This window comes from Aeromonas sobria (assembly GCF_050266975.1).
GTDB lineage: Bacteria > Pseudomonadota > Gammaproteobacteria > Enterobacterales > Aeromonadaceae > Aeromonas > Aeromonas sobria_B.
Window position 1 is genome coordinate 60,442 of record NZ_JBKISU010000022.1, and the last position, 24,919, is coordinate 85,360.

24 protein-coding genes, 1 other RNA gene and 1 pseudogene are annotated in these 24,919 nt (G+C 65.3%); 8 read left to right on the forward strand and 18 right to left on the reverse strand.

What is annotated here, in order from left to right:
• Positions 1-3: 3 nt before the first annotated feature.
• Both ubiH and ACLHZ1_RS13570 read right to left on the reverse strand, forming a co-directional pair.
• Positions 4-1,248 carry a 2-octaprenyl-6-methoxyphenyl hydroxylase gene (gene ubiH / locus ACLHZ1_RS13565; protein ID WP_427262517.1) on the reverse strand — a complete coding sequence of 415 codons (1,245 nt, stop codon included), beginning with the start codon at positions 1,246-1,248 and terminating at the stop codon, positions 4-6.
• Positions 1,249-1,401: 153 nt separating this feature from the next.
• Entirely contained in the window at positions 1,402-1,971 is a 570-nt protein-coding gene (locus ACLHZ1_RS13570) for a UPF0149 family protein (protein WP_427262518.1), read from the reverse strand.
• Between the two features lie 172 nt (positions 1,972-2,143).
• On the opposite strand from ACLHZ1_RS13570, the gene zapA reads away from it, so the two are divergent.
• Together zapA and ssrS are read left to right on the forward strand one after the other, a co-directional pair.
• Positions 2,144-2,500, forward strand: coding sequence for a cell division protein ZapA (gene zapA / locus ACLHZ1_RS13575; RefSeq protein WP_111873047.1), 357 nt, complete (start codon positions 2,144-2,146; stop codon positions 2,498-2,500).
• 17 nt (positions 2,501-2,517) lie between these two features.
• Positions 2,518-2,700: non-coding RNA, 6S RNA (ssrS, locus tag ACLHZ1_RS13580), on the forward strand.
• Positions 2,701-2,774: 74 nt separating this feature from the next.
• Here ssrS and ACLHZ1_RS13585 read toward each other — a convergent pair.
• Positions 2,775-5,066: an FdhF/YdeP family oxidoreductase gene (locus ACLHZ1_RS13585; RefSeq protein ID WP_427262519.1), complete on the reverse strand. Its 2,292-nt coding sequence runs from the start codon at positions 5,064-5,066 to the stop codon at positions 2,775-2,777.
• Positions 5,053-5,841 (reverse strand): formate dehydrogenase accessory sulfurtransferase FdhD, encoded by a 789-nt coding sequence (locus ACLHZ1_RS13590; RefSeq protein WP_427262520.1) that lies wholly within the window; start codon positions 5,839-5,841, stop codon positions 5,053-5,055. Before ACLHZ1_RS13590 ends, ACLHZ1_RS13585 begins: the two co-directional genes overlap by 14 nt.
• A 156-nt stretch (positions 5,842-5,997) precedes the next feature.
• On the opposite strand from ACLHZ1_RS13590, the gene ACLHZ1_RS13595 reads away from it, so the two are divergent.
• Positions 5,998-6,888 carry a LysR family transcriptional regulator gene (locus ACLHZ1_RS13595; protein ID WP_427262521.1) on the forward strand — a complete coding sequence of 297 codons (891 nt, stop codon included), beginning with the start codon at positions 5,998-6,000 and terminating at the stop codon, positions 6,886-6,888.
• Positions 6,889-6,968: 80 nt separating this feature from the next.
• On the opposite strand, the gene emrD is transcribed toward ACLHZ1_RS13595, so the two are convergent.
• The 7 genes from emrD to ACLHZ1_RS13630 form a co-directional block, all read right to left on the reverse strand.
• Positions 6,969-8,165 carry a multidrug efflux MFS transporter EmrD gene (gene emrD, locus ACLHZ1_RS13600; RefSeq protein ID WP_427262522.1) on the reverse strand — a complete coding sequence of 399 codons (1,197 nt, stop codon included), beginning with the start codon at positions 8,163-8,165 and terminating at the stop codon, positions 6,969-6,971.
• Between the two features lie 241 nt (positions 8,166-8,406).
• Entirely contained in the window at positions 8,407-9,831 is a 1,425-nt protein-coding gene (locus ACLHZ1_RS13605; RefSeq protein ID WP_427262523.1) for an ABC transporter ATP-binding protein, read from the reverse strand.
• A complete protein-coding gene (locus tag ACLHZ1_RS13610) occupies positions 9,828-10,634 on the reverse strand; it encodes an ABC transporter permease (RefSeq protein ID WP_427262524.1) in 807 nt (268 codons plus the stop codon). The genes ACLHZ1_RS13605 and ACLHZ1_RS13610 overlap by 4 nt, the downstream gene beginning before the upstream one ends.
• Before the next feature lie 2 nt (positions 10,635-10,636).
• Positions 10,637-11,599, reverse strand: a complete 963-nt coding sequence (locus ACLHZ1_RS13615) for an ABC transporter permease (protein ID WP_427262525.1) — start codon at positions 11,597-11,599, stop codon at positions 10,637-10,639.
• The gene (locus tag ACLHZ1_RS13620; protein WP_427262526.1) at positions 11,596-13,122 is read right to left on the reverse strand and encodes an ABC transporter substrate-binding protein; all 1,527 of its coding nucleotides are present in this window, start codon (positions 13,120-13,122) and stop codon (positions 11,596-11,598) included. Before ACLHZ1_RS13620 ends, ACLHZ1_RS13615 begins: the two co-directional genes overlap by 4 nt.
• Before the next feature lie 198 nt (positions 13,123-13,320).
• Positions 13,321-13,983: a glutathione S-transferase family protein gene (locus tag ACLHZ1_RS13625; protein ID WP_408797016.1), complete on the reverse strand. Its 663-nt coding sequence runs from the start codon at positions 13,981-13,983 to the stop codon at positions 13,321-13,323.
• A 62-nt stretch (positions 13,984-14,045) separates the two neighbouring features.
• Positions 14,046-14,657, reverse strand: a complete 612-nt coding sequence (locus ACLHZ1_RS13630; RefSeq protein ID WP_427262527.1) for a glutathione S-transferase family protein — start codon at positions 14,655-14,657, stop codon at positions 14,046-14,048.
• A gap of 89 nt (positions 14,658-14,746) precedes the next feature.
• On the opposite strand from ACLHZ1_RS13630, the gene ACLHZ1_RS13635 reads away from it, so the two are divergent.
• Positions 14,747-15,364, forward strand: a complete 618-nt coding sequence (locus tag ACLHZ1_RS13635) for a TetR/AcrR family transcriptional regulator (protein ID WP_427262528.1) — start codon at positions 14,747-14,749, stop codon at positions 15,362-15,364.
• Here ACLHZ1_RS13635 and ACLHZ1_RS13640 read toward each other — a convergent pair.
• Positions 15,361-15,825, reverse strand: a complete 465-nt coding sequence (locus ACLHZ1_RS13640; protein WP_427262529.1) for a hypothetical protein — start codon at positions 15,823-15,825, stop codon at positions 15,361-15,363. The genes ACLHZ1_RS13635 and ACLHZ1_RS13640 overlap by 4 nt on opposite strands.
• Positions 15,826-16,037: 212 nt before the next feature.
• Between ACLHZ1_RS13640 and suhB the strand changes: the two genes are divergently transcribed.
• Together suhB and ACLHZ1_RS13650 are read left to right on the forward strand one after the other, a co-directional pair.
• A complete protein-coding gene (gene suhB / locus ACLHZ1_RS13645; protein WP_041999362.1) occupies positions 16,038-16,841 on the forward strand; it encodes an inositol-1-monophosphatase in 804 nt (267 codons plus the stop codon).
• A gap of 171 nt (positions 16,842-17,012) precedes the next feature.
• A complete protein-coding gene (locus ACLHZ1_RS13650) occupies positions 17,013-17,993 on the forward strand; it encodes a Gfo/Idh/MocA family protein (RefSeq protein WP_427262530.1) in 981 nt (326 codons plus the stop codon).
• A 74-nt stretch (positions 17,994-18,067) separates the two neighbouring features.
• Here ACLHZ1_RS13650 and ACLHZ1_RS13655 read toward each other — a convergent pair whose 3' ends face one another.
• The 5 genes from ACLHZ1_RS13655 to ACLHZ1_RS13675 all read right to left on the reverse strand — a co-directional run bounded on the left by ACLHZ1_RS13655 (position 18,068) and on the right by ACLHZ1_RS13675 (position 22,706).
• On the reverse strand, positions 18,068-18,541 hold the full coding sequence (locus tag ACLHZ1_RS13655; protein ID WP_408796955.1) for an SRPBCC family protein: 474 nt from the start codon (positions 18,539-18,541) through the stop codon (positions 18,068-18,070).
• A gap of 286 nt (positions 18,542-18,827) precedes the next feature.
• Complete coding sequence (locus tag ACLHZ1_RS13660; protein ID WP_427262532.1) at positions 18,828-19,286, reverse strand: protease; 459 nt, start codon at positions 19,284-19,286, stop codon at positions 18,828-18,830.
• A gap of 40 nt (positions 19,287-19,326) precedes the next feature.
• Complete coding sequence (locus tag ACLHZ1_RS13665) at positions 19,327-20,379, reverse strand: M35 family metallo-endopeptidase (RefSeq protein ID WP_427262533.1); 1,053 nt, start codon at positions 20,377-20,379, stop codon at positions 19,327-19,329.
• A gap of 275 nt (positions 20,380-20,654) precedes the next feature.
• A complete protein-coding gene (locus ACLHZ1_RS13670) occupies positions 20,655-21,293 on the reverse strand; it encodes a DUF2913 family protein (RefSeq protein WP_427262538.1) in 639 nt (212 codons plus the stop codon).
• Between the two features lie 126 nt (positions 21,294-21,419).
• Positions 21,420-22,706: a DEAD/DEAH box helicase gene (locus ACLHZ1_RS13675; RefSeq protein WP_427262534.1), complete on the reverse strand. Its 1,287-nt coding sequence runs from the start codon at positions 22,704-22,706 to the stop codon at positions 21,420-21,422.
• 358 nt (positions 22,707-23,064) lie between these two features.
• On the opposite strand from ACLHZ1_RS13675, the gene ACLHZ1_RS13680 reads away from it, so the two are divergent.
• Entirely contained in the window at positions 23,065-23,970 is a 906-nt protein-coding gene (locus tag ACLHZ1_RS13680; protein WP_427262539.1) for an autotransporter domain-containing protein, read from the forward strand.
• Between the two features lie 30 nt (positions 23,971-24,000).
• Positions 24,001-24,555, forward strand: a complete 555-nt coding sequence (locus tag ACLHZ1_RS13685; protein WP_427262535.1) for a DUF4256 domain-containing protein — start codon at positions 24,001-24,003, stop codon at positions 24,553-24,555.
• On the opposite strand, the pseudogene ACLHZ1_RS13690 reads toward ACLHZ1_RS13685, so the two are convergent.
• Positions 24,552-24,919 (reverse strand): annotated as a pseudogene (locus ACLHZ1_RS13690) (integrase core domain-containing protein); the annotation flags it as partial. The gene ACLHZ1_RS13685 and the pseudogene ACLHZ1_RS13690 sit on opposite strands and share 4 nt — an antisense overlap.

The window sequence follows — 24,919 nt, forward strand, 5'->3', positions numbered from 1 at the left end:
GGCTTACTCCTTGCGGGCAGGAAACGGGGGCTGGAATCCCAGGGTCTGGCGCGCCAGGGGCTCCTTGAGGCAGGGCAGCCGCGCCATCAGGGCGAGGGCCAGGTTGCGGCCGACCACCAGGGGGGCCAGGTCATTGGAGAAGAGCCGGGCCAGGGAGGAGGTGAGCCAGATGGTCGCCTCCTGATCGTCCTGGCGACACTGCCAGTAGCGGGCGAGCACCGGATAGCCGCCAATGTCCTCCCCCTGGGCCAGGGCGTGGCAGAGGGCGGCGCACAGGGCGTCGAGGTCACGCATGCCGAGGTTGAAACCCTGCCCCGCGATCGGGTGCAGCAGATGGGCGGCGTTGCCCACCAGCACGGTGCGCTGGCCCAGGGGATAGTCGGCGGCGGTGAGCGCCAGCGGGTAGCAGTGGCGCACCCCGGTGCGCAGGAAGCGGCCGAGCCGCCAGCCGAAGGCCTGCTGCAACCGGTCGAGAAACCCCTGGTCATCGAGGGCCATGACGGTCTCTGCCTCGTCCCCCGGCAGGCTCCACACCAGGGAGCTGAGCCCTTGCTGCATCGGCAGCAGCGCCAGAGGCCCCCCCTGGGTGAAGCGCTCGAAGGCGCAACCGGCGGGATCCTCGGCAGTTTTTACCGTCGCAATCACAGCGCTCTGGCCATAGTCGTGGCGGCGCACCGGGATCTTGAGGGCCTGGCGCACGAAGGAGTGACCGCCATCGGCCGCCACCAGCAGCCGGGTCGAGATCGACTGCCCCGATGCCAGGAGCAGGTCGACGGCCTGCTCCCCCGGGATGACGGCGGTGAGCTGCACCGGGCAGAGCATGCGGATGTTGGCCGTCTGGGCGATGGCCTCCTGCAGGGCCTGACCGGCGGCGCTGAGCTCGATCACCTGGCCCAGGGCGGGCAGGCCGTATTCCGACGCCGTCAGCCGGGTCTGGCCCGGGTGGCCTTGGTCGGAGACGTGGATCTGGGTGATGGGGCTGGCATGGGGAGCGAGCCGGGGCCAGATCCCGTGACGGGCCAGGGCCTCGCAGCTGCCGGCGGCCAGGGCGATGGCGCGGGCATCGAAACCCGGATGGGGGCCCTGCTCGGGGGCGCTCGCCTCCAGCAGCACTATCTGCAGAGGGGTGCCATCGGGGCGACGCAGGGCGGCCAGTGCCAGGGCCAGCACGGCGCCGCTCATGCCGCCGCCGACCAGGGTGACGTCGGCCTGCAATGAAGGAGGAACTGTCGGATCGATGTGAGACATGGGATGAAGAGAATCCGATAAAACGTGGGGGCATGCTATCACAGTTGCCCCGGCCGCAATGGGAGGCCACGGGCAAAAATGGCCACCGCCGCCAACCCGGGCAGCCCGACGGGGCACGGTGGCCCCGTCCTGGGATCCCCGGGCGGGCTGGGATCAGTGCAGGGTGGGCGGCGCGACCGGGGTATCCGGGCGTTTGCCAAACTCCTCGAAGCTCATCATGACCCCCAGCTTGACGTGCTCGTAGAGCACCAGGAAGGCCGCCTCGTTCTCGTCGTCCTCCTGGTCGAACTCGTCCGAGACCTGGGTGATGTTGGCGATGTCCTGGATCATCTCCTGCAGCTCCTCGGAAGCCTTGGAGAGCTCCTGCTGCACCACGCCAAATCCGGCCAGGAAGGCCTGGGACCAATCCACCAGGGCATCGATGCGCTCGTCCAGGGGGGCATCGTCGCCGGGCAGCAACAGCTCCACCCCCTTCTGGGCCATCAGGCTCTCGATGGCGTTCTGGTAGAGCTCCGACATCGCCTGGCGCACCTGGGCCGGCAGGCCGAAACCATCGTTGACCAGGTCGTTGAACGGCGCCAGCCAGCTCTTGTCATCCAGGGCCACGCCACCGCAGACGAGGCCGCAGATAACGCCATGGGCCTCTACCGCCGTGGCCATCAGCTCGTGCTGCTCCATCAGGTCGGCCAGGGCCGCGTTATTGGGGGGGGTTGTCTTGCTCATCTGGGATCCGCTCAAAGTTCAGTCAAATAGCCGGAATTGATGGCGAAGATCCTAGCATTCTCACCCGGTCAGAGCCAGCAAGGCCTTGAAACTTCTGCATCTGCGCTATATAGTCCCGGCCAGTTGTCCACACGGATAAGGGCGGAAACAATCCCGCCGTATTGAGGAAGGCATGAGCACAGAGGCCGTAGAAATCGTCGTCTTGGGACGTCCCTACAAGGTATCTTGTCCCTTGGGACAGCAGGATGCCCTGCGCCAGGCCGCCGACCAGTTATCCAGCAAGCTTGTGGAGCTGCGTCAGCGCTCCAAGGTCTCCAGCAACGAGCAGCTGGCCATCATGGCGGCGCTCAATTTTTGCCACGAGCTTTGCCTTGAAAAAGAGAAGAACCACCAATACTCTGAGACCATGGACAAGCGGATCAAGATGCTGCAACGCACCATAGAAGCGGCACTGATCGAGCATGGTCACTATGGCGACAGCAGTGAACCAAGTGGTGCTGTCCATGACGAAGAGGGCGAGCAGCCTTAATTCGCGACCCGTTTTAAAATTCCCTGGAGTGTTTGTCAGCCGGTTCAAGTCCCCGAGCCGATAATCATACCCAACAGGGGATCGGCCTTCTGGCTATTGCGCATGCTCGGCACGACCGAGAAGCCTGCGGTCAGATTCGATTCCCGCCTTGAACCAACGGTTCAAGGGCCCAAACCGGCAACGGCATCTCCGGGGTACCAACAGCAAAAAGCCCGTCACCAGCGTGACGGGCTTTTTCTTTTTGGCCGCTGCCCCGCACCGGCCACCCCTTCCCTCAGCGGCTTCGCAGCAGCGCCTCCTCGGCGCGGGAGGCGGTCACCAGCACGGGGATGGACTTGGAGGTGGGGGTAAAGGAGCCCGCCCCTATGCTGTCGATGGGCACCAGCGGGTTGGTCTCGGGGTAGTAGGCGGCGATGTTGCCCCTCGGTATCTCGTAGATCACCACCACAAAACCGGTCACGCTGCGCTCGCGGCCATCGTTGCAGATGGCGGCCAGGTCGACGCGCGTCCCCTCCTCAACGCCCAGCTGGCGCGCGTCCGCCTCGTTCATGAACACCACGTTGCGCTGGCCCTTGATGCCGCGATAGCGATCATCCATGCCGTAGATGGTGGTGTTGTACTGATCGTGGGAGCGCAGGCTCTGCAGCAAGAGCACCGGCTGATCGCTCATCTGTTCGGCGTGGCGGGTACACTCCGGCAACACGGAACGCGGCAAACGGCTTGCCCGAAACTCGGCGCTGCCGCTGGCGGTATTCCACGTCAGCAGCGCCGCGGTGTTCTCCAGATGAAAACCGCACGGCTGCTGGATGCGGGCGTTGAAATCGGCAAAGCCGGCGATGGTCTGCTCGATAAGATCGCGAATGCGGCCGTAGTCATCGCGCAGGGCCAGCCAGTCGACCCGCTCGCTGCCCAGGGTGGCATGGGCCATGCGCGCCACTATGTCGGTCTCCGACAGGCAGAGCGGCGACACCGGCTCGGCCGCCCCGGTCGAGGCGTGCACCATGCTGAAGGTGTCCTCCACCGTGATCTGCTGGTTGCCGCTGCGCTGGATGTCCAGCTCGGTGCGACCGAGGCAGGGCAGGATCAGCGCCGCCTTGCCTACCTGCAGATGGCTGCGGTTGAGCTTGGTGCTGATCTGCACATTGAGCTCGGCCCGCTTCATCGCCGTGCAGGTAAACTCGGTATCGGGCGCCGCCGCCGCCAGGTTGCCCCCCAGGCAGACGAGCACCTTGCTCCTGCCCTCGTGCAGCGCCTTGAGTGCCTCATAGACGTTGTGGCCAGGGGCCTTGGGCAGGCTCACCTCTAGGTGGCGCTCGAGGCGCTCGATAAAGGCCGCACTCGGCTTTTCGTTGATGCCCATGGTGCGGTTGCCCTGCACGTTGCTGTGGCCACGCACCGGGCAGAGCCCCGCCCCCGGCTTGCCCAGCTGGCCGCGCATCAGGTGCAGGTTGACCACCTCGCGGATGGTGTCGACCGAGTGCAGATGCTGGGTCAGCCCCATGGCCCAGCAGCTGATGACGCGCGAACTTGCGCCAAACACCCGGGCCGCCTGCACTATCTCGTCGCGGGTCAGGCCGGACTGCTGCTCTATCTCGTCCCAGCCGGTGGCGCGCACCTGCGCCTCGTACTCATCGAAGTGGCGGGTATGGCGGGCGATGAAGTCTCTGTCCACCGCTTCCGGCGCCTGTTCCAGCAGGTATTTGGCCATGCCGCGGATGGCGGCCATGTCCCCACCCAGCTTGGGGGTCAGGTATTGATGGCTGATGGTGGTGGCCGCCGGGGTCAGCAGCTCGAGGGGGCTCTGGGGGCTGGCAAAGCGTTCGAGGGCCACCTCTTTCAAGTTGTTGAAGCTGACAATCTTGCAGCCGTTTTTCGCCGCCTTGCGCAGGGCATTCATCATGCGGGGATGGTTGGTGCCCGGGTTCTGGCCATAGACGAACACGGCGTCGGCCCGATCGAAGTCATCCAGCACCACAGTGCCCTTGCCGACGCCGACCGACTGGGTCAGTGCCACCCCGCTCGCCTCGTGGCACATGTTGGAGCAGTCGGGGAAGTTGTTGGTGCCAAACAGGCGGCCAAACAGCTGATAGAGGTAGGAGGCCTCGTTGCTGGCGCGCCCCGAGGTGTAGAACTCCACCTCGTCCGGGCTGGCCAGCCCCTTGAGGGTATCGGCAATCAGCGCAAAGGCGTCGTCCCAGCTCACCGGCTCATAGTGATCGGTCGCCGGGTTGTAGCGCAGGGGCTCGGTCAATCGCCCCTGATACTCCAGCCAGTAGTCGCTCTGCCTGGCGAGCTGGCGCACCGAGTGGGCCGCGAAAAAGTCGGCCCCCACCGTCTTGCCGGTGGACTCCCAGGCCACCGCCTTGGCGCCGTTCTCGCAGAACTGGAAGGCGCCATGGTCATTGTCCCCCCAGGCGCAGCCCGGGCAGTCGAAGCCATGGGTCTGGTTGACCCTCAGCAGGTTCTTGATGTTCTGCCGGGTCTTCTGGCTGCGCAGTACCTGCTTCATGGTGGATTGCAGGGAGGAAAAACCACCTGCTTTGGCAGGCTTGTCAATATGGCTCATGGCACGCTCCGATGGGATCTGCCGGGGAATAGCTGGAATAGCTGACCGGGGCATCAAATTTGGGGATATGGACGACATTGAGGTGGTATTTGAGGGCCAGCCTGACCGCCAGCTGACTGGGGGAAGCGAGACAGACCAGGTGGCGGGCGCCGTACTGGGCCGCCTTTTGCACCAGCTCGCTGCCGCAGCGACTGGTCACCACCAGGGTGTCGCAGGCCAGTTGCCGGCGCAGCAGCAGGCCGATCAGCTTGTCGAGGGCATTGTGGCGCCCGATATCTTCCCGGCAGTGCAGGATCCGTCCCTGCCCATCCAGGGCCAGCGCCGCATGGAGGGCCCCGTGGCGCTGCCCCTTGAGCTGCCAGCGGGCTATCTGCGGTCGCAATCCGGCCAGCAGCTCGCCATCCAGGGGAGGCACAGGGGGCTGCGGGATCACCTCGGGAAAGGCTTGCTCGACGGCCTCCACCCCGCAGATGCCGCAGCCGGTCGCCCCGGTCAGCCTGCGTCGGCGCGACTGGAGCCGGGCCAGGCAGCGATTGGCGATGGTCACATCCAGCACCAGCCCCTGCTCTGCGGTGGCGACCCGGATATCATGCACCTCGTGATTGTGGGCGATGATGGACTCGCCAAACAGAAAGCCGATGGCGAAGTCGTCCAGATCGTCCGGGGTCGCCATCATCACCGCATGGTTGATGCCATTGACGTTGATGGCGACCGCCACCTCCTCCACCAGATGATCCAGCGGGGGCAAGGCCGGGACGGGACTGTATTCGGGCATAAGGGTTGACCTAAAAATGCAGATTGCATTCAAGTTTAGAGAGCCATGCGGTGCAAAACCAATGAAATAAATCTATATCCCGATAGAGCCATTCTATTGACCTTGCGATTTCAATTGATTAATTTTTAACGCCATTCTCCCCCCGTCGCCCTCGCCATGAACATCAAGCAGCTGCACTATTTTCATGAACTGGCCAGACACCGCCACTTTGCCAAGGCCGCCAAGGCCTGCCACATCACCCAGCCCACCCTGTCGGCCAGCATCACGGCCCTGGAGAAGAACGTCGGCACCGATCTGGTGGTGCGCACCAGCCAGTTCGTCGCCCTCACCGAGGCCGGCGAGCTGGTGCGCCGTTACGCCGAGCGGATGCTACTGGAGCAGGAGGCGCTCAAGCAGGAGCTGGCACTGTTTCATGGCGAGCTGTCCGGCACCCTGCGCATCGGCATAGTGCCCCAGTCCAATGTCGACATCATGCCGCTCATCGCCCGGTGCAAGCAGCGCTACCCAGATATCGTGATCCGCCTGGCGGTGCTCAGCAACGAGGCGCTCATCGCCCAGCTGGAGCTGCACCAGTGCGACATAGGGCTGGGATTTGACGATCCCCTGGGAGGCGGCAAGCGCGCCTTTCATCTTTATCCCCAGGGCGACAACCGGATGGCGGTGCTGATGAGCCGGGCCAATGCACTGCCCCATACGGGCCCCATGACCCTGGCCAGCCTGCAACACAGACCCCTGGTGCTGCCCAGTCGCACCATGCAGTTTCGCGCCTACCTGGATCTCGCCGCCGAGCGAGCCGGGATCACGCTGGATCTGGTGCTGGAGACCGACTCCTTGTTCCATCTGGTGAGCGCCGTGCGCCACGGCCTGGGCTGGGCCGTCGTCAGCGCCGGCCTCGCCCACTCCGCCAGCCAGCTCGCGGATCTCGTCTGCCACCCCCTCGAGCCCCTCGAGGCGGGTCGCACCGTCTTCATGACGCGCCAGCACAGCATCACCCCCGCCATGCGGGCCTTTCTCGACCTGACCCAGGAGGCCCCCCTCTCCCCCTGACGCGCGCCCCTTGACCCGGTATCCCGCAAAAAAACAAGCCCGCCAATGGCGGGCTCAAGTATGGGAGGCACCCGGTGGCGTCAGGTCGCCATCTGCTCGTGAGGGGCGCCGTGGTGGCGCAGCCAGGCGAAGCTCAGGGCCACGATCAGCACCATCAGGGTCATGATGATGCCGAGCCCCAGCTGCCCCTGCATGGGGAAGGTCGCGGCCAGCAGGGTCACCACGCCGGCCCCCAGGTTCTGCATGCCCCCCAGGATGGCACCGGCGGTGCCCGCCTGGCCCGGGAAGGGCTCGATGGCGCAGGAGGTGGCAGTGGGGTAGAGGATGCCGCTGCCGATGAAGTAGACCGCCGCGCCCCCCACCAGGGAGGCCGCGTTCACCACCCCCAGCAGCCCGGGCACCAGTATGATGAGGGCCCCCAGGGCCAGGAAGGCGATGCCAAGGCGCATCAACCTGCCCTGGCTCAGGCGAAAGCTCAGGCGGGCCGAGAGCCAGGCGCCAAACAGGTAGCCCGGCAGCGGCAGCACGAACAAGACGCTGACGGTGCGGGCACTCAGCTTGAGCACGTCGCCGAGCAGTACCCCGGCCGCCGCCTCGAACACCGCCAGCCCCGCGAAGGTGGCCATCAGACAGAGCAGGTTGCCCTGAAAGCGCGGGTTGCCGAGCACGTGGCGATAGGCCGCCCGCACCCGCAGCGGCTGACGACGTTCCCTCGGCAGGGTCTCGACGAACCAGGCCAGCAGGGCCAGTGTGGTCAGGGCGCCGAAGCCGAACAGAAACCAGTAACCGGCGCGCCAGTGAAGCAGCTCGGTGAGCCAGCCCCCCAGCACGGGGGCCAGCAGGGGGGAGAAGATCACCCCCATGCTCACCAGGCTGTTGGCGCGGTTGAGCTCGGCGCCGCTGTAGCGATCCCGCATCAGGGTGCGGCTCATGGCGCCACCGGCCCCGGTGCCCAGCCCCTGAATGAAGCTGCCCACCAGCAGGGCCGTCGCCGTCGGGATCAGCTGTATGGTCAGGGTCCCCAGCAGAAACACCATCATGCCGATGAGCAGCACGGGACGGCGCCCCCACTTGTCCGAGACGGGGCCATAGACGAACTGGGAGAGGCCGTAGGGGATGAGATAGCAGGCCATCACCGCCTGCAAGGAGGCGGCGCTCACCCCCAGATCCACTGCCATCACAGGGATGGAGGGGACATAGAGGGTCTGGGTCATCTGCCCCACGGCGACCATGAGGATGGTCAGGAAAAACAGGGGATAAAAGCTGTGCCGATTCATGTGCGCTCCACGACATCAAAAGCAGGGCGCTCCTCACCGTGAGGGAGGAGTGATTGTCAGATCTGGATGAGTAGTGGCAACCCGGAGGACCCGGGCTGACAGGGAGCAGATCAGCTCCCTTTCATGGCCGCCATGTTAGTGATTCGGATCACGAAACACGAACGAATCTTTGTAATCGGCTTGGCTTAGTTTTTCTAATATGACGGGGCAGATGCCCCGTCCGTCGTATTGGCCTGCGACCTCACCCGGCCCGCGCCAGCGGCGGCGCTGCCGCTGAAGCGGGATGGGGTTCCCCCAGTCGCAGGCAGCGGCGGGCGACCTTGCCCGCCAGCACCTCGTCATGGGTCACCAGCAGCAGGGCGCAGCCTATCTGCCCGATCTCGTCTTGCAGGCAGGTCATGGTCTGCTGCTGGCTCAGGGGATCGAGCCGGGAGGTGGGCTCATCGGCAAACAGCAGCACGGGGCGCAGCAACAGGGCCCGGATCAGCGACAGCCGTTGCAGCTCTCCCCCAGAGACCTGGCTCGGCAGCCGGGTCAGCAGCCGCTCGTCGAGGCCGAGCCTCGCCAGATAGTCGGCCAGGGGCTGGCGAGGCAGCCGATGAAGGTGCAGCAGATCGTCAAACTGGGTGACGAGGGGTACCCGGCTGGCGAAGGCCTGCACCGGATCCTGATAGAGCTTCTGCCAGCGGTGAGGGGCTATGCCCCCCTGGCGCAGCACCCGCCCTCGCCAGGGGCGCTGCAACCCCAGCAGCACATTACCCAGGGTGCTCTTGCCCGCACCGCTCGGCGCCATGATGGCGAGCCGCTCCCCTCGGGCCAGTGGCAGATCCAGCCCCTCGAACAAGACCTGCTCTCCGTACCCCATGGCGAGCCCCTCCCCCCTCAGCAGCCAGTCCCCGGTGGTGGGCAGCGCCGCCTCGGGCCAGGCCGCCGGCTCCGCCGCCAGCAGGGCGCGGGTGTAGTCATGGGAAGGCGCGTACAGCACCCGCTCGGCGGGCCCCTGCTCCACTATCTCCCCCCCCTTGACCACCAGCACCCAGCCCCCCAGTGCCCGGGCCAGGGAGAGATCATGGGTGATGGTCAGCAGGTGGCGCCCCTCGGTCAGATAGCCCTGCAGCAATGTTTGCAGCCTGGCGCTGGCCCGGCTGTCGAGCCCCTTGGTGGGTTCGTCGGCGATGAGCAGACGGGCCTGCCCCAGGGTGGCGGCGGCAAAGGCGGCGCGCTGGGCCATGCCCCCGGAGAGCTGGTGCGGGAAGTGGCGCTCCCGCCCGGCGAGCCCCAGCCGCGCCAGAGCGTCCCGCGCCCGCGAGCGCGCCTCCTTGCCTCCCGCCAGCCAGCCCTCCTCCACCTGGGGCAGCAGCCCCATGGTGGGGTCCAGCGCCAGCACAGGCTCCTGGGGCAGCATGGCCAGCTCCCGCCCCCAGAGGGCGCGCAGGGCCTGGGGGTCCGCCAGGTTGTGGCACCGGCCGCCCATCGCCATCTCACCCCGGCCGCGCAGGGGAGCGGGCAGTGTCCCCATCAGGGCGTGGGCCAGCAGGGATTTGCCCGAGCCGCTCTCCCCTATCAGGGTCAAAGCGGAGCCGGGGAGCAGGGTGAGATCCAGCGCCTGCAACAGGGTCTGCCGGCCGTCATCCACCTGCAGGCCCTTGATATGAATGGTCGTCATGGAGTGACTCCTTGTGGGGATCCAAGCTGAAGGCTGCCCTTCTGATTGAGCAGCACCAGGGCCAGCAGCATCATTCCCATCACCAGGATGGGTGCCAGCAGCAGGCGGGGCGCCTCCTGATAGTGGGGCAGCGCCTCCGTCATCATCAGGCCAAGCTCGGGGGTGGGCGGCTGGATGCCCACCCCGACGAAGCCCAGGGTCGAGAGGGTCAGGATGGCCCCGGCGAGGCCAAAGGCCATCATGGTCAACAGTTGGGGCGCCAGCACCGGCCAGAGGTGGCGGCGCACGACATAGCCATTGCCAAAACCGAGCAACCGGGAGGCCTCCACCTGAGGCGAGGCGAGCAGCACCCGGCTGCGGGCTCGCACCACCCGGTAGTACTCCACCCACTGGGCCATGGCCAACCCGAGATAGAGGATGGCGAAGCCCCCCTGGGCCATGGCGGAGAACAGCAGCACCAGCAGCAGGCTCGGCAGGGCCAGCACGCCGTCGGCCAGGCTGCGCAGCAGGCCGTCGACCCAGCCGCCGCGCCAGGCAGAGAGCCAGCCCAGCAGGGATCCCAGCAGGGCCGCCGTGATGACGCACAAGATCCCCAGCAGCAGGGAGAGGCGGGTCGCCGCCGCGAGCCGCGCCATCAGGCTGCGTCCCATCTGATCCCGTCCGAGCGGCTCCTGCCAGGAAGGGTCGGCCAGGAACTGCATCAGATCCTGGGCGGCGGGATCGGGCCAAACGAGAGGGCCCAGCAGGGCAAACAGCACTACCAGCAGGAGCAGGCTCGCTCCCGCCTTGACAGAGAGAGACATGATCAGGACTCCTTGGGACCGCGGGGATCCATGGCAAGACAGAGCAGGTCGGTCAGGGTGTTGAGCAGCACGAAGAGCGCCGCCAGCACCAGCACAGTGCCCTGCACCATGGGGATGTCGCGCCAGAAGATGGCGTGCACCAGCGCATGGCCGATGCCGGGCCAGGCGAACAGGCTCTCCACCACCACCACCCCTTCGATGAGCAGCACCAGCTGCACGCCGGTGTAGGCGATGACGCTGACCCCGGTGTTGCGCAGGCCGTGACGCCAGAATACCCGGGCCGGAGAGAGTCCCTTGGTCAGGGCGAAGCGGTAATAACCGGACTGCACCACGGTGAGCACGCTCTCGCGCACCACCCGGGAGAGCACCCCGGAGAGCCCCAGCCCCAGGGTGAGGGCGGGCAGCAGCAGGTTGCTCCCCTCCCCGTGCCCCGCCGCACTGACCCAGCCCAGCTCCACCGAGAGCAGCACCATGAGCACAAGGCCGAGCAGGAAGGGAGGCAGCGCGCGCATCAGCACGCTCCAGCCCAGGGTCAGGCGATCGCACCATCCCCCCGGACGCAGGGCGCTCAGGCTGCCAAGCGGCAGCGCCAACAGCAGGGCCAGGACCACGGCGGCCACCGCCAGGGACAGGGTGGCCCCCAGGTGGTGGCCCACCTCGCTGGCGACCGGTGCCCCCGTCACCAGGGAGCTGCCGAGATCCCCCTGCAGCAGGGCCCCCAGCCAGTCAGCGAAGCGGGCCAGGGCCGAGCCGGCCAGCCCCAGCTCGCTGCGCACCGCATTGGCGGCCTCGGCGGTGACATAGTCATAGCCGTAGCGACCGGCGGCGATGCGAAAGGCGAGATCCCCTGGCAGAGACTGCACCATCACAAAGCAGAGGCCGGCCACCAGCAGGGCGACCATCAGCGCCTGCACCAGCCGCTGAGCCAGGATCCCCATGACGGCAGAGAAGGGCGCCGCTGTCATTGTGCGCTCCAGCTCAGTTTGTCCAGACGGTAGCTGCGCTCCTGGGGATCCAGCTCAAACCCCTTTAGCTCGCGGCTGACTGCCGCGCTCTGGCGATACCAGGCGATGGGCAGCAGCGGCAACTCCTGCTGCAGGGTGGTAGCGATGTCACGGCGCAGTGCCGCGGCCTCCCCGGCGGGCAGGGTCTCCTTGCCAAGGCGGGCAAGCTGTTGCCCAAGCGCAGGGGATTGCCAGTTCATCACCCCCCAGTCGGCGCCGGCGGGGGCCAGGTCCCCCAGCAGGGTGACCAGGGGATCCGGCACCAGGGCATAGTTGCGGGCATAGAGGCCGATCTGGAGCGAGCCGTCTTGATGGCCGGCCGGGATCTCGCTCGAGTTGCCCACCGCCACCTTGAGATCTACCCCCACCGCCTTCCACTGCGCCTGCAGTGCCGTGGCCAGCAGCGGCAGTTCCGGGCGATCCGGGAAGGTGCGCAGGGTCAGGGCGAAGCGATCTTCCCCCTTGCGCAGCACGCCATCCGCCCCCGGCAGCCAGCCGGCCGCCGCCAAGGCCGCCCGGGCCGCCTTGACGTCATGGGCGAGCGGGGTCAGCCCGGGTTGGTGCCACTCCCCCAGGGTGGGGGGGAAGAGCTGAGTCGCCGCCATCTCGGGATCCCGCAGCAGGGCCGCCGCCATGCCGCGGCGATCGATGGCGAGGCTGAGGGCGCGGCGCACCAAGGGATCCTTCAGAAGAGGATCGGCCCCGTTGAGCTTGAGCTGTATGGTGCGCGGCAGGGTGACCGAGGCGATGGCGACCCGGGGCGCCTGCTGCAAGCGGCGGATGCTGACCGGATCCAGCCCCCAGGCGATGTCGGCCTGACCGCTCTCGGCCATCAGGGTGCGGCTCTCGGGGCGGCCCACCGTCAGGTAGCTCACCTGCGAGATGGCAGGCTGGGGACCTTGCCAGCCGTCGAAACGCACAGTCTCTATCCGCTGGGGTTGTTGCAGGCGGGCGATGCGGTAGGGGCCAGAGCCTATCACCTGGGTCACCTCCCCCTTGGCATCGTAGGCGGCCTTCGCCAGGATCTGGGTGCTGGGGTGAGCCAGCACGGCGGGCAGGGAGGCGAAAGGTTCGGTGAGGGTGACCAGCAGGGCCCCCTCATGGGCCTCGATGGACGCGATGGGGGCGCTGGTCATGACGCCGGGCTTGCGCCATGCCTGCTGCAGGGCAAAAGCGACCTGCTCGGCGCTCACCTCGCTGCCATCGTGAAAGCGGGCCCCGGGACGCAGGGTGAATCGCCATTGCAGACCATCCTCGGAGTGAGACCACTGGCTGGCGAGCCCGGGTTGCAGATTGCCCAGGCTGTCGACCTCCACCAGGGTCTCCGCCACCTGCATGCGGGTAAAGAAGACCCCGTTGCTGGCAGGGTCGACACTGTGGATCTCCCAGGGCCCCACCATGGCCAGCGGCTTGCCGTGGGCAACATTCATTCCGGCCATCAACACCAGGGCGCACCACCCGGCAGCGGCGTATTTTTTTGTCATCCTTTCCATCCAGATAATAACGATCAGCGACCAAAGTGAAGCGTTATAACATAACAATTAATCAAGAAAAATGACTTTTGATTCTTGATAAATGGCTTATTTAAAAGGGAAAGGCGTGAGCAGACAGGAGGTGAGAGGCGGGCTGCAAGGAGACATGCAGACAAAAAGAGATGGCCCGTCAGGGCCATCATGATGGCGTTAGCGGGTCACCATCTGCTGCGCCCGCTTGACCTGATCTTCCGGGCTTTCGTCGCGCGGTGGAATGGTGATGCCCTTCTGGCAGGCGGGTCTGGCTTCCATGCGCGCCATCCAGGCCTGCAGATGCACCAACCCCTCGATGGAGACACCGCTCCAGTCGTGAATGCGCACCCAGGGCCAGGTGGCGATGTCGGCGATGCTGTACTCGTCGGCCAGGTACTCATGGTGTGCCAGGTGACCGTCGAGCACCTCGAACAGACGGCGCCCCTCCTTCTGGTAACGCTCGATGGCGGCCGGGATCTTCTCGGGGAAGTAGCGATAGAAGACGTTGGCCTGCCCCATCATGGGGCCGACGCCGCCCATCTGGAACATCAGCCACTGGATGGCCTGGGAGCGGCGCTTGGGATCTTGCGGCAGCAGCTTGCCGGTTTTCTCCGCCAGATAGAGCAGGATGGCGCCGGATTCGAACACGGCGAAGTCGCCGTTATCCCGATCGACGATGGCCGGGATGCGGCCATTGGGGTTGATGGCCAGAAACTCGGGCTTCTTCTGCTCCATGGTCGAAAAATCGAGGGGAATGACCTTGTAGGGCAGTCCCAGCTCCTCGAGGGCGATCGACACCTTGAACCCGTTGGGGGTGGCGGCCGTGTAAAAATCGATCATCATCTTCTCCTTGTTGTCTGGCACGGCGAGGGTGCCAGGGAAGCACGTGACAGGATAGCGACTCAGGCCTGGGCACTGGGCCTGCTTGAGACCGTATCATACCAGCGTTTGAGGGCGGTCTGCTCATCGGCGATGTGCAGCTCCAGCGTTCTGGCGGCAAAGTCTATGGCGCAGATGGCAAGAATGTCGGCGATGGTGAAGCGATCGCCCGCAATATAGGCGGATGCTTGCAGCCTCTCCTCCAGCTTGGCAAACCACTGGCTCGCCAGCTGCCTGCACTCCTGACCCCACTCGGGGAAACAGGTTTCACGGTCTTTGTAAAAGCCGGTGATGTGGCGAAACGCCATGCCGGCCGGCAGCCAGAGATTGAACTCGATGAAGCGGCTCCACATCTCTATCTGGGCCCGCTCCAGCGCCGTGGTGCCAAACAGGTTGTTGTCGGGATAAAGCTCCTCGAAGTATCGACAGATGGCGACCGACTCGCTCAGATAGCTGCCATCGTCGAGGGCCAGCACGGGGATGCGCCCAGCCGGGTTCTTGGCCAGAAACGCCGGGCTCAGGTTCTCGCCACCCCCGAGATCGACCTGTTCATAGACCATGTCGACCCCTTTCTCCGCCAGAAACATCCGCACCCTGCGCGCATTGGGGGCCCGCCGCAATTCATAGACTTTCATCCTGCTCTCCATTTCTAAACGAACAGTTAGAAACTAGTCTTATCTAAACGAGCGGTCAAGAATTTGTTATAGTCACGGCAGGAGGAAACATGGCACGCAAAACCGCATTCGATCCAGCCGAAAAGCTGGAGCAAGTCATGACACTGTTCTGGCAAAAAGGCTATGAGGCGACCTCGATCCAGGATCTGGTGGATGCCTTGGGCATCAACCGTTTCAGTCTCTACAACAGCTTCGGTGACAAGCAGGCTCTGTTTCAGCTGGCACTCGATCACTATCTGGAGCAGGTCTCGCGCAGACGCATGGCGCCCCTGCTGTGCGACAAGGGCGGCTTGGCGGCGTTGCACGGCTGGCTCGATGCCCTGGCGCTGCGCCTGAGCCAGCCCGACAATCCCGGCTGCTTCTTGCAAAACGCCCAACTGGGAGGCGCCATGGATCAACCCCGGGTGCGGCAACGTATCCTGGATATGCATAGCGAGTTGCAACAGGCTCTGGCCCATGCCTGTCAGGTGGCAGTGAGGGAGGGAGATCTGGCCCCCAAGACAGATGTGCAGGCCCTGGCGCGCTTTTTGTTCGTCCATGTGCAGGGCTGGGTCCTGCTCGGGAAAGGGGGGGGTCATGGCGACACCTTGCGCGCCGACATGACCACCCTCAGGCAACAGCTCGCCCTGTGGCAGCGTCACCCCATCACAGGGGAACGAGAGCGCTAGTTGAGGGGACCCAGGGGGCTGCGTTGACGAAGCTGGCTCAGACGGGACAACAACGGAAAGTAGGATGCCAGCTTGTCCACCAGCAACTGGCTGCTGGCCGGATTTGCCCACTCGTGGCCATCCATGACGATGCCGTTGGAGACGAAGTAGTAGCGGGGATCGCGCACATCCGGCCCCCGCCGGGAACTGGCCCCGCCCGGGCCTTGGCCATCGCACACCAGCAGGGGCAGCACGGGCAGGCCGATGGCCTCCCCTGCCTCCTCCAGCGCCGGCACCGGCCAACCGGCCTCGTCGTCGAGCAGCAAGATGGCGGCCTCATCCCGAGTCGGCTTCCATTGACCCGAGCTTGTCACCACGATGCGATTGAAATAGGGTTCGACATCGACGGACTCTTGCAACGCCCGCAACAACCCGCTGACCGCCACTGACGACGGTTTTTGACTGACTAATGACAAGTTCATTCGACACATCCCTATGAGTGATGGAGCTTGTTATTACACGCGCCAGTGGTCTGGCGAGACAAGATTAGACCAAATAGTCATGTAAAGTCAGCTCTCGCTGCGCACTATGCTTCTATCCCCCCGCCTCGGTAATATGAGTTGCTATCCTCGGGCAGACTGCTATAATTTCGCGTCCTTTTATCCCCCGTTCTTTAACATCCAGTGGTGAACCTATGCATCCGATGCTGAATATCGCCGTGCGCGCTGCGCGCAACGCCGGTCAAGTAGTAGTAAAAGCCTTCTCCCAGCCTGAGAACATCGAGGCTATCCAGAAAGGCAGCAATGACTTCGTGACCAACGTTGACCGTGACGCCGAAGCGGCCATCATTCACACCATCAAAAAATCGTACCCGGAACACAGCATCGTCGCTGAAGAGTCCGGTGAGATTGCCGGTACCAACCCGGACTACCAATGGATCATCGACCCACTGGATGGCACGACCAACTTCGTCAAGGGCATTCCGCACTTTGCCGTCTCCATCGCCCTGCGCGTCAAGGGCAAGACTGAACAGGCCGTCGTCTACGATCCCATCCGTGACGAGCTCTTTACCGCGACCCGTGGCAACGGCGCCCAGCTGAACGGTTACCGCATCCGCGTCGGCAAGGCGAAAGACCTCTCCGGCACAGTGCTGGCCACCGGCTTCCCGTTCAAGCAGAAGCACCACATCGAGCCTTACCTCAAGATGTTCCAGAGCATGTTCGTCGAGTGTGCCGACATCCGCCGCGCCGGCTCCGCCGCCCTGGATCTGGCCTATGTGGCCGCCGGTCGTATCGACGGTTTCTGGGAAATCGGTCTGAAACCCTGGGACACCGCCGCCGGTGAGCTGCTGGCCAAAGAGTCCGGCGCCATCGTCACCGACTTCGTCGGTGGTCACAATTACGAAAACTCCGGCAACATCGTCGTTGCCAACCCGCGCGTCCTCAAGGAGATGCTTGGCAAGATCCGTGAGAACCTGCCGGAGTCCCTGGCCAAGTAAGCCAGCCCACTCCCCCAAACCCGGCCCAGGCCGGGTTTTTTATTTCCGCCCCCTCGTCTCATTTTTCCCAGCCCACGGGCCGCCATGGTAGGGCCGAGCGACAACTTGGGCTATGATGGGCGCCCACCCTGCCCCCTCTTGCAATTGCATGTCGTTACAAGGAGCAACCCCATGATCAGACTCGCGGTGATCGGCACCAACTGGATCACAGAAAAATTCATCGAAGCGGCGCTGCTGAACAAGGCCTTTCAGCTGACCGCCGTCTACTCGCGGCAGCGGACCAGCGCGGAGACCTTCGCCGCCCAGTACGATGATCCGGCCTGCTTCGACGATCTCGCCGAGTTCGCCGCCAGCCCCTGCTTCGATGCCGTCTACATCGCCAGTCCCAACTCCCTGCACTGCCCCCACACGCTGCAACTGCTCAAGGCGGGCAAGCACGTGATCTGCGAGAAGCCGCTCGGCTCCAACCTGGCCGAAGTCGAGGCCATGTACCGCTGCGCCCGGGAGCAGGGTGTGGTGCTGTTCGAGGCGTTCAAGACCGCCTACCTGCCGAACTTCCGCCTGCTGGCCGAACAGCTGCCCCGGCTCGGTCAGGCGCGCCGCGCCAGCTTCAGCTATTGCCAATACTCTTCCCGCTGGCCCAAATACCTGGCCGGCGAGCACCCCAACACCTTCAACCCCGCCTTCTCGAACGGTTCCATTATGGATATCGGCTACTACTGCGTGGCGAGCGCCGTCGCCCTGTTCGGTGCCCCCAATCGGGTCACTGCCAGCGGCGAGCTGCTGGAAACCGGGGTGGACATCCATGGCACCGTGCTGCTGCACTACCCCGCCTTCGAACTGGTGATCAGCCACTCCAAGGTGTCCGACTCCTTCATCCCGAGCGAGATCCAGGGCAGCGAGGGGGCCTTCCTCATAGAGCACCTCTCCGAGTGCACCGGCCTGACCTGGGTCGGTCGGGATGGCCGGCGCGAAGATCTGAGCCAGCCCCAGTCCGCCAACAGCATGATCTATGAGGCCGGCGCCTTCGCCGCCCAGATAGCCGCGGGCCAGATGGACGAGGCCGCCGTGGCGCGCTCCATCGAGACCGCCAGGGTCATCACCCAGGTGCGGCAACAGGTCGGGGTACGCTTCCCGGCCGATCAAGCCTGACTGGATGCTCACCGACACGAAGAGGCCCCGCACTGCGGGGCCTCTTCTTTTGCCTCTGCCCTGTCACCGGGTCCCTAGAGGGTCGCCGCCAGCCCGGCCAGCTGATCGGTGCACAGGCCCCAGCCGCTGTGAAAACCCATGGCCTCATGCTCCTTGCGATCCGCTTCGCTCCAGTGGCGCACCCATGCCCGGTAGCGGGTGCTCTCCCCCTCGGGGGTGAAGCTCAGGATCAGGGTCATGAAGGGGCGGGCCGATGGCAGCCAGGGGCGCACATAGGCATCGGTGGAGACGATGCGCCGTCCCGGCTCCAGGGCCAGGTAGACGCCGGGACAGGGGATCTTCTCCCCATTGGGGCCTCCCATCACCACCAGGCTGGCGCCCCCCACCCGCAAATCCAGCTCGGCGCTCAGGGTGCGCCAGGGCAGGGGGGCAAACCAGCGCATCAGCAATTCGGGCTCGGTCCAGCAACGATAGAGCGCCTCCGGCGAGGCCGCGATCAGCCGCTCCAGCAGCAGATCCCGCTGCTCGTCAAACTCTTCATCCATCATGGCAGTGCTCCCTTGTGGCCCGGGAAGGGCCGGTGAGAAGGGGCGCAAACGGGGCGCCGTCAGCTGACTCGCAGGGACAGGGAATAAACGAGCTGGCCCCAGAGCCAGCACAGAGTATAAGCAAGGGCATCGAGCGCGTCGGCTCGCAGAGTGGGCAGGACGAGCGGCCACGACTCAGGCAATGAGAGGGGCTGCCTCCCCGCCGGGCCGCCGCACCGCGGTTTGGGGCAAGCTCCTCGGCGCCATCTCGGGTCAATGAAGCAAGCAGGGCCAACAGCGGCCTGCATCACTGCGCCGCCTCCTCGCTCGCGGGCAGCGCCAGCCGCTCGAAGCGCACGGGGGGGCACCTGGGGCTCAGCCCCTGATCATCTTGTACCGGCATGGCGCGATAACTGAGCCGGTAGTGACCGGGGCGGCTCAGATCATAGACCTGGGTCAGTTCGGCTTCGGCCTTGATCCGCTGCATGGGGCCAATGATCAGCCTGTCATCGGCGCCGGAGGCGCCCCGCTTGGCCAGCGGTCCCTGGTAGGGAACGACCTGCTCATCCAGGGTCAGGTCGATGGCGTCGGCAAACCAGCCTTCGAAGGGGGTAAACCAGCTCAGTACCTCCAGGGTATCCTCCCCCTGATTGCTGAGCGCCATGGCCAGGGTCAGGGGCTCATCGACCCGGCTCTGGGCCTTGACGTTCAGCTCGCACTGCAAGGCGCCCAGGCCAAGGACGCTGCCGAGCAGGAGTGCCATCATGTTGCCTCCATCAAAAAGGGGGCCGAGGCCCCCTGTCGATTCACTGTTCGTTCGGGGTGTTCTCGGCAAAGTATTCGTGGCTGTCGGCGTTGTTGAGCGCCGCAACCGGGTCCGTGCTCGCCAGGTGGCGGGCATTGGCTTGACCGTAACCCAGATCATCCGTGCCTGCCACCACATTGAAGTGGGTCAGCTCGTGGATGATGGTGCCGGCGCGGGAATCCGTGCCGGTGTTGGCCGCACTCCAGAAGCTCTTGCACAGGTAGACCTTATAGGGCTGATCCGGGTAGACGTAGGCAAAGTAGCTCTGTTTGCAGCCACAGTCGAAGGTGAGCGGCTTGTCCGCGATAGCGTCCCTCACCTTGTCAAAGTGGCCCTCGGCCTGGCTCCAGCGGCTGGCATCATAGGCACCGAACCAGCTGCGATAACGCTGGCCATCGGGCTTGCCCACCGCCAGATAGGCAAGGGAGTCCCCTGTCATGGTACCGGCGGCATCCAGGGCGGAGACGATCTGACTCTTCTGGCTGTTGGTGCAGCGGCCGGTGAAACTGACCGAGCCTCCGGCGGCGGCCGGTTCGGCCATCTGGGCCTTGGCCAGTACCCGCTCATCGCTCGCGACCCCGTCCAGCCAGAGGCTAACGGCGTTGGATTCCCCGGCCTCGGGGGCCGCCTTGGCGCTGCGCCCGGTCCTGGCACTCCCCTCCCCCGGCAGCCGGGGCAGACGATAGCGGATGCTGTACTCCCCCTGGGCGCTCATGTCATAGAGGCCGGACACTTCCGCCTCCAGCACCAGGCTCTCGCCGGCGGCCAGACGCTGGTAGTCCTGCGCCCCCGGCTGGGCGCGCTTGATCAGGGCCCCCTGATAGGCCACGGGCTGACCGTCGCGCTCCACCACGAACAGGGGCGCATCGTCCCCGCCCGGCAGTTGCCACTTGAGCAGCCGCACCGGCTTGTCCCCCTGGTTGGTCAGGGTCACCCGTACCCTCACATCCTCCCCTGTTCCCTCCTGCAGCGTCAGGCTGGCATCCAGACTCGCGGCGCAGAGGGGGGAACCCAGCAGGCCCGCCAGCAGCAGGGCTATCGGTGTCGCTTTCATCTTCTCTCCTTGAAATGATTGGTTTGCTTCCGACCCTCTTTGGGGCCAAACCACCCTAAGGCAGATGCCCCCCGGCCCCCGCCCTCCATATGGGGGAAGCCCCTCCGTACGGGGGGCTCGGCAGAGGCCCCCCAGATGGCGGGGACAAGGGGCCAGAAGACGGGGATGCGGCAGAGAGCGACGCCAGGCTGGCAGAGGCGAGCCACAAAAAACCCCGATGCGGGATCGGGGTAGCAGGAGTCAGGGGAGGCGCAGGCCTTGGCGCAGGCCTTGGCTCAGGCGCTTCGCTCTTGCGCCAGCAGGGCCAGGGCAGGCAGGGCGTTGGCGGGCATCAGCAGGTGTCCCTTGTGATGCTTCACCCGGGTCTGTTTTTTGTTGCCCTGGCCGATGAGCAGGCCGTGGCACTGCGCGAACCGGGCCAGCTGCTGCTCGTCGCCGCGCACATAGAGGGTGAGCGGCGCCACCAGTTCATCCCCCGCCAGGGCGCGGGCCAGCTCGGCGGCGCAGATGACGATGGAGGCCTGTCCCTGGCTTGCGAGCCTCGCCTTGCCATCGAGCACGCACTCGGTGATCCGCTGCCAGCCCGCCTGCTCGCAGTCGTCCAGCAGCGCCATCAGGCGCGCCCCCAGCCCCTCGCTCGCCGCCTGGCTGTAGTGACGCACGATGCGCGACAGCAATCCCTTGAGATCGGCCCCCGCCCCCTGGGTGCGCGCCTGCTGCACCCAGCCCTTGAGATCCTCCATCACCAGGCGGGAGAAGCGCTTCTCCTTGAGGGAGTCGGCGAGCCAGAGGCTCAGGAAGTGGCTCTCCTGAGCCTGGGTGCGGGGGGCACGCCCCGCCCCGGTGCGGGCCAGTTCGGCCAGACTGGCGCTGGCCATCTCGAGCAGGGCCTGGTTATAGGTTTGCACTCTCACATCGCTCATCACGACTCCTGGGCAGATCCGGGGAGGCTCACAAGCCTCCTCATCAAAAAGGCGCCGAGGCGCCTTTGAACAGGGGAAACATCAGCCGGCCGGGTCGAGTCCCCGGCGGCACCTGGCTTACTTGGCCTTGCGGGCCGTCTTGCGCAGACGGGCGCGCTGGCTCTGCAGCTTGGTCTCGGCCATCACCTGGGCGGCGGCGTTGTCGGCGCGCTGGGGCTTCTTGCCAAAGCGGCGGCGCTCCTGCAACTGCTTGATCAGCTCGTCGCGGCTGCTCACCTCGTAGCCCGGCACCATGACGCGGCGGATCTTCTGGCCGATCAGCGCCTCTATCTCCAGCAGGGTACGCTCCTCCTCGCGGCTGACGAAGGAGATGGCCATGCCGCTCTTGCCGGCGCGACCGGTGCGGCCGATGCGGTGGACATAATCTTCGGCGAGGAAGGGGAGATCATAGTTGACCACGTACTCCAGGCTCGGAATGTCCAGGCCACGGGCCGCCACCTCGGTGGAGACCAGCACCCGCACCTTGCCTTCCATGAACTCGCGCAGGGCGCGGCGACGGCTGCCCTGAGCCTTCTCGCCGTGGACCACGGCGGCCTTGATGCCGTCGAGGTTGAGCTCTGCCACCAGCTCGTCACAGCTGTCGCGGGTGCTGGCGAACACCAGCACCTGCTGCCAGTTCTTGGTGCCGACGAGCTCGGAGAGCAGCTCGCGCTTGCGCTTTTGCTCCACCGGATAGACGGTGTGGCTCACGGTGTCGGCGGTGGAGTTCTGCTTGTTGACGCTGACGATCTGCGGCTTGTCCAGCATCACCTTGGCCAGCTTCTTGACGCCATCGGAGAAGGTGGCGGAGAAGAGCAGGCCCTGGCGCGTCTTGTTGACCGCTTGCAGGATCTGCTGCACATCGGCGCTGAACCCCATGTCGAGGATGCGATCCGCCTCGTCCAGCACCAGGGTCTCGACCCCGGAGAGGCTGAGGTTGCAGGCGGTGAGGTGCTCGAGCAGCCGACCCGGGGTCGCCACTATGATGTGGGCACCGGCCTTGAGGCGACGGGCCTGCACGTCCTGCTTGCCGCCGCCGACGATGGTCAGCACGCTGATGTCCAGATACTTGGCAAAATCGCTGATATTGCTCGCCACCTGGGCCGCCAGCTCGCGGGTCGGGGTCAGGATCAGCACCCGGGTGTTGGACGGCTGCACGGCGGCAGGCTTATCCAGCAGGCGCTGCAGTATGGGCAGGGCGAAGGCGGCCGTCTTGCCGGTCCCGGTCTGGGCACTGGCCAGCACATCCTGACCACGGCGTATGGACGGGATCGCCTGTTGCTGCACAGGGGTCATCTCCTGATAACCACACTCCGAGACGGCGCGCAAAATCTCGGGGGCAAAATCGAATGATTCAAATTTCATCATGGGTTTCCTGTGTTCCAGCAAAGCTGTCGTTGTCTGCGGCCCGGCGGGCCACTGGGAATGCCAGGGATCGGCCTGGCCTGACAGGGTCTGCAGGCGAGCCGGAAAATGGCGGGCGCGGAGTGTAACAAATTTTCGGCGCCAATGCGTGGCAAATAATCGCCCCGGCCAGACCCGGGCCCCATCTTGCGGGCGAGGACGCGGTGCGGCCATGGACGCCGCCGGTTCCTGAGGTAGACTCGAACCATCCGTGCCCGACTGGGCGCTGCCACGGGGAAGGGGTATGGGAGCAACGCCATTTGACCACAATAGACGCGCGCCGCGCCATGGCGCCGCCGGGCGCGTCTCGCTGCTGGCCATGACCTGGTGGGCCCTGCCCGCCCTGGCCGCCGACGGCGCCATCGATGCGCGCTTGCAAGAGCGTGCCAACGCCGTGGTCGCCCTGATGACCTTCAACGTGATCCCCGACATCACCTCCAGCAATCTGGATATCTCGGGGGGCAGCGGTCAACAGGCGGCATTGACCATGAGCCAGCTCGGCGGGGGGGCCACCATGAGCAAGGAGGTGCCCATCTATCTGGAGGGCAACCTGGGCTACAGCCGCTACGACCCCAAGTTCGTGATAAGCCAGGGGGCAGAGAGCCGGACCATCCCCGCCAAGTGGAACAGCCTGACCGCCACCGGCGGCATCGGCTGGGACTTCACCCTGGCCCCCAACTGGGTGCTACGTCCCATCGCCAATGTCTCCCTCGGCACGGTGGCGAGCGACATCCAGATAGGCAACTGGTACCTCAATCGCAAGACGGGACGTGGCCTGGACTTTCTCGATAACGGCCAGCTCAACGTCTATGGTCTCGGCGGCTCCCTCATGCTCGACTACGAGCTGTTTTCCGACAGCCAGGATATCGACGCCGAGTTGCGCTACTCCTTCCTCCATCTGCAGAGCACCTTTGGCACCAGCCCGAGTGTCAGGGGCGAGGCGAACGCCGAGAACATCGGTCTCTATCTGCGCCGCCGCGCCCCCCTGTTTGACTGGACCCTGCTCGATCGGCCGCTGCGCTACGTGCTGGAGGGAGCCCGCACCGAATACCTGGGGGATCAGCGGGGCCTGCTCGGCTTCAACGCCCTCAACTCCATCGGGGCCGGTTTCGAGCTCGACTCCAGCAAATACCAGGTGTGGGTCACCCGCACCCGCCTCATGTACCGCTTCATGTTCGGCAACAACACCCAGGGCTATGCCATCGGCCTGGCCATGAGTTTCTGACGGCGCAAACCTGAACCACAACGAGGCAGCATGATGACAGTGACGAATGGGCAGGTTGACGACTTGCTCGCCACCTTGCAGGCCCGCTTCGAGCGGCACCGGCCTCGCCACCAGGGCATAACCTGGTCACAGGTGCACGCCAGGCTCGATGCCAGCCCCCAGTCGTTGCGCTCGCTCCACCAGATGGAGAGCAGCGGCGGCGAGCCCGATGTCATCGGCCAGGATCGGCAGACCGGGCAGCTGCTGTTCTGTGATTGCAGCGCCGAGAGCCCAAGTGGCCGCAGGAGCCTCTGCTATGACGGCGCGGCACTGGCGTCGAGGAAGGAGAACAAGCCAGCAGGCTGCGCGATCGAGCTGGCCGCCAAGATGGGTATAACACTGCTGACGGAGGCCGAATATCGGGCGCTGCAGACCCTGGGCTGCTTCGATGCCAAGACATCGAGCTGGATACAGACCCCGGAGGAAATCAGGGCGCTCGGCGGCGCCCTGTTCTGCGATCGCCGCTACGACAGCGTGTTTGTGTACCACAACGGCCCCCAGTCCTACTATGCCGCCAGGGGCTTTCGCGGCCTGTTGCGGGTCTAGGTGTGTAAACCCACCAGGTTGTTCACGGATTGAAGACGACTGATGGGGGGCTGATAGCCCAGACTGGCATGAGGACGATGTCAGTTGTACTCATGCAGCCACGGTTGCAGGTGTTCTGCCCGTTGCTCTGACGAGTCATAGCTCCGTGCATAGGCCCACTCTCGCAGGGCTGTCTGAATGAAGCGCTCTGCCTTGCCATTGGTTTGGGGTGTGTAAGGCTTGGTGCGCATGTGCTTAAGTCCCAACCGACGACACAGCTTCCGGAAGCGTTTCGACCGATAACAGGCGCCATTATCAGTGAGTAGCCGACTGAATCGAATACCGAGCCGGGCGTAGTAGCGCAGCGCCTGTAACAGCGCCAGAC

Excerpts from the sequence above, each read along its gene's own strand:
- ACLHZ1_RS13665 (WP_427262533.1), bottom strand. The coding sequence starts at position 20,379 with ATGAAAGCGACACCGATAGCCCTGCTGCTGGCGGGCCTGCTGGGTTCC.
- ubiH (WP_427262517.1), bottom strand. The coding sequence starts at position 1,248 with ATGTCTCACATCGATCCGACAGTTCCTCCTTCATTGCAGGCCGACGTC.
- ACLHZ1_RS13590 (WP_427262520.1), bottom strand. The coding sequence starts at position 5,841 with ATGCCCGAATACAGTCCCGTCCCGGCCTTGCCCCCGCTGGATCATCTG.
- ACLHZ1_RS13680 (WP_427262539.1), top strand. The coding sequence starts at position 23,065 with ATGACCTGGTGGGCCCTGCCCGCCCTGGCCGCCGACGGCGCCATCGAT.
- ACLHZ1_RS13620 (WP_427262526.1), bottom strand. The coding sequence starts at position 13,122 with ATGACAAAAAAATACGCCGCTGCCGGGTGGTGCGCCCTGGTGTTGATG.
- ACLHZ1_RS13685 (WP_427262535.1), top strand. The coding sequence starts at position 24,001 with ATGATGACAGTGACGAATGGGCAGGTTGACGACTTGCTCGCCACCTTG.
- ACLHZ1_RS13660 (WP_427262532.1), bottom strand. The coding sequence starts at position 19,286 with ATGATGGCACTCCTGCTCGGCAGCGTCCTTGGCCTGGGCGCCTTGCAG.
- ACLHZ1_RS13585 (WP_427262519.1), bottom strand. The coding sequence starts at position 5,066 with ATGAGCCATATTGACAAGCCTGCCAAAGCAGGTGGTTTTTCCTCCCTG.
- ACLHZ1_RS13610 (WP_427262524.1), bottom strand. The coding sequence starts at position 10,634 with ATGTCTCTCTCTGTCAAGGCGGGAGCGAGCCTGCTCCTGCTGGTAGTG.
- emrD (WP_427262522.1), bottom strand. The coding sequence starts at position 8,165 with ATGAATCGGCACAGCTTTTATCCCCTGTTTTTCCTGACCATCCTCATG.
- ACLHZ1_RS13570 (WP_427262518.1), bottom strand. The coding sequence starts at position 1,971 with ATGAGCAAGACAACCCCCCCCAATAACGCGGCCCTGGCCGACCTGATG.
- ACLHZ1_RS13675 (WP_427262534.1), bottom strand. The coding sequence starts at position 22,706 with ATGAAATTTGAATCATTCGATTTTGCCCCCGAGATTTTGCGCGCCGTC.
- ACLHZ1_RS13655 (WP_408796955.1), bottom strand. The coding sequence starts at position 18,541 with ATGATGGATGAAGAGTTTGACGAGCAGCGGGATCTGCTGCTGGAGCGG.
- ACLHZ1_RS13595 (WP_427262521.1), top strand. The coding sequence starts at position 5,998 with ATGAACATCAAGCAGCTGCACTATTTTCATGAACTGGCCAGACACCGC.
- ACLHZ1_RS13650 (WP_427262530.1), top strand. The coding sequence starts at position 17,013 with ATGATCAGACTCGCGGTGATCGGCACCAACTGGATCACAGAAAAATTC.
- ACLHZ1_RS13615 (WP_427262525.1), bottom strand. The coding sequence starts at position 11,599 with ATGACAGCGGCGCCCTTCTCTGCCGTCATGGGGATCCTGGCTCAGCGG.
- ACLHZ1_RS13630 (WP_427262527.1), bottom strand. The coding sequence starts at position 14,657 with ATGAAAGTCTATGAATTGCGGCGGGCCCCCAATGCGCGCAGGGTGCGG.
- ACLHZ1_RS13635 (WP_427262528.1), top strand. The coding sequence starts at position 14,747 with ATGGCACGCAAAACCGCATTCGATCCAGCCGAAAAGCTGGAGCAAGTC.
- suhB (WP_041999362.1), top strand. The coding sequence starts at position 16,038 with ATGCATCCGATGCTGAATATCGCCGTGCGCGCTGCGCGCAACGCCGGT.
- ACLHZ1_RS13625 (WP_408797016.1), bottom strand. The coding sequence starts at position 13,983 with ATGATCGATTTTTACACGGCCGCCACCCCCAACGGGTTCAAGGTGTCG.
- zapA (WP_111873047.1), top strand. The coding sequence starts at position 2,144 with ATGAGCACAGAGGCCGTAGAAATCGTCGTCTTGGGACGTCCCTACAAG.
- ACLHZ1_RS13640 (WP_427262529.1), bottom strand. The coding sequence starts at position 15,825 with ATGAACTTGTCATTAGTCAGTCAAAAACCGTCGTCAGTGGCGGTCAGC.
- ACLHZ1_RS13605 (WP_427262523.1), bottom strand. The coding sequence starts at position 9,831 with ATGACGACCATTCATATCAAGGGCCTGCAGGTGGATGACGGCCGGCAG.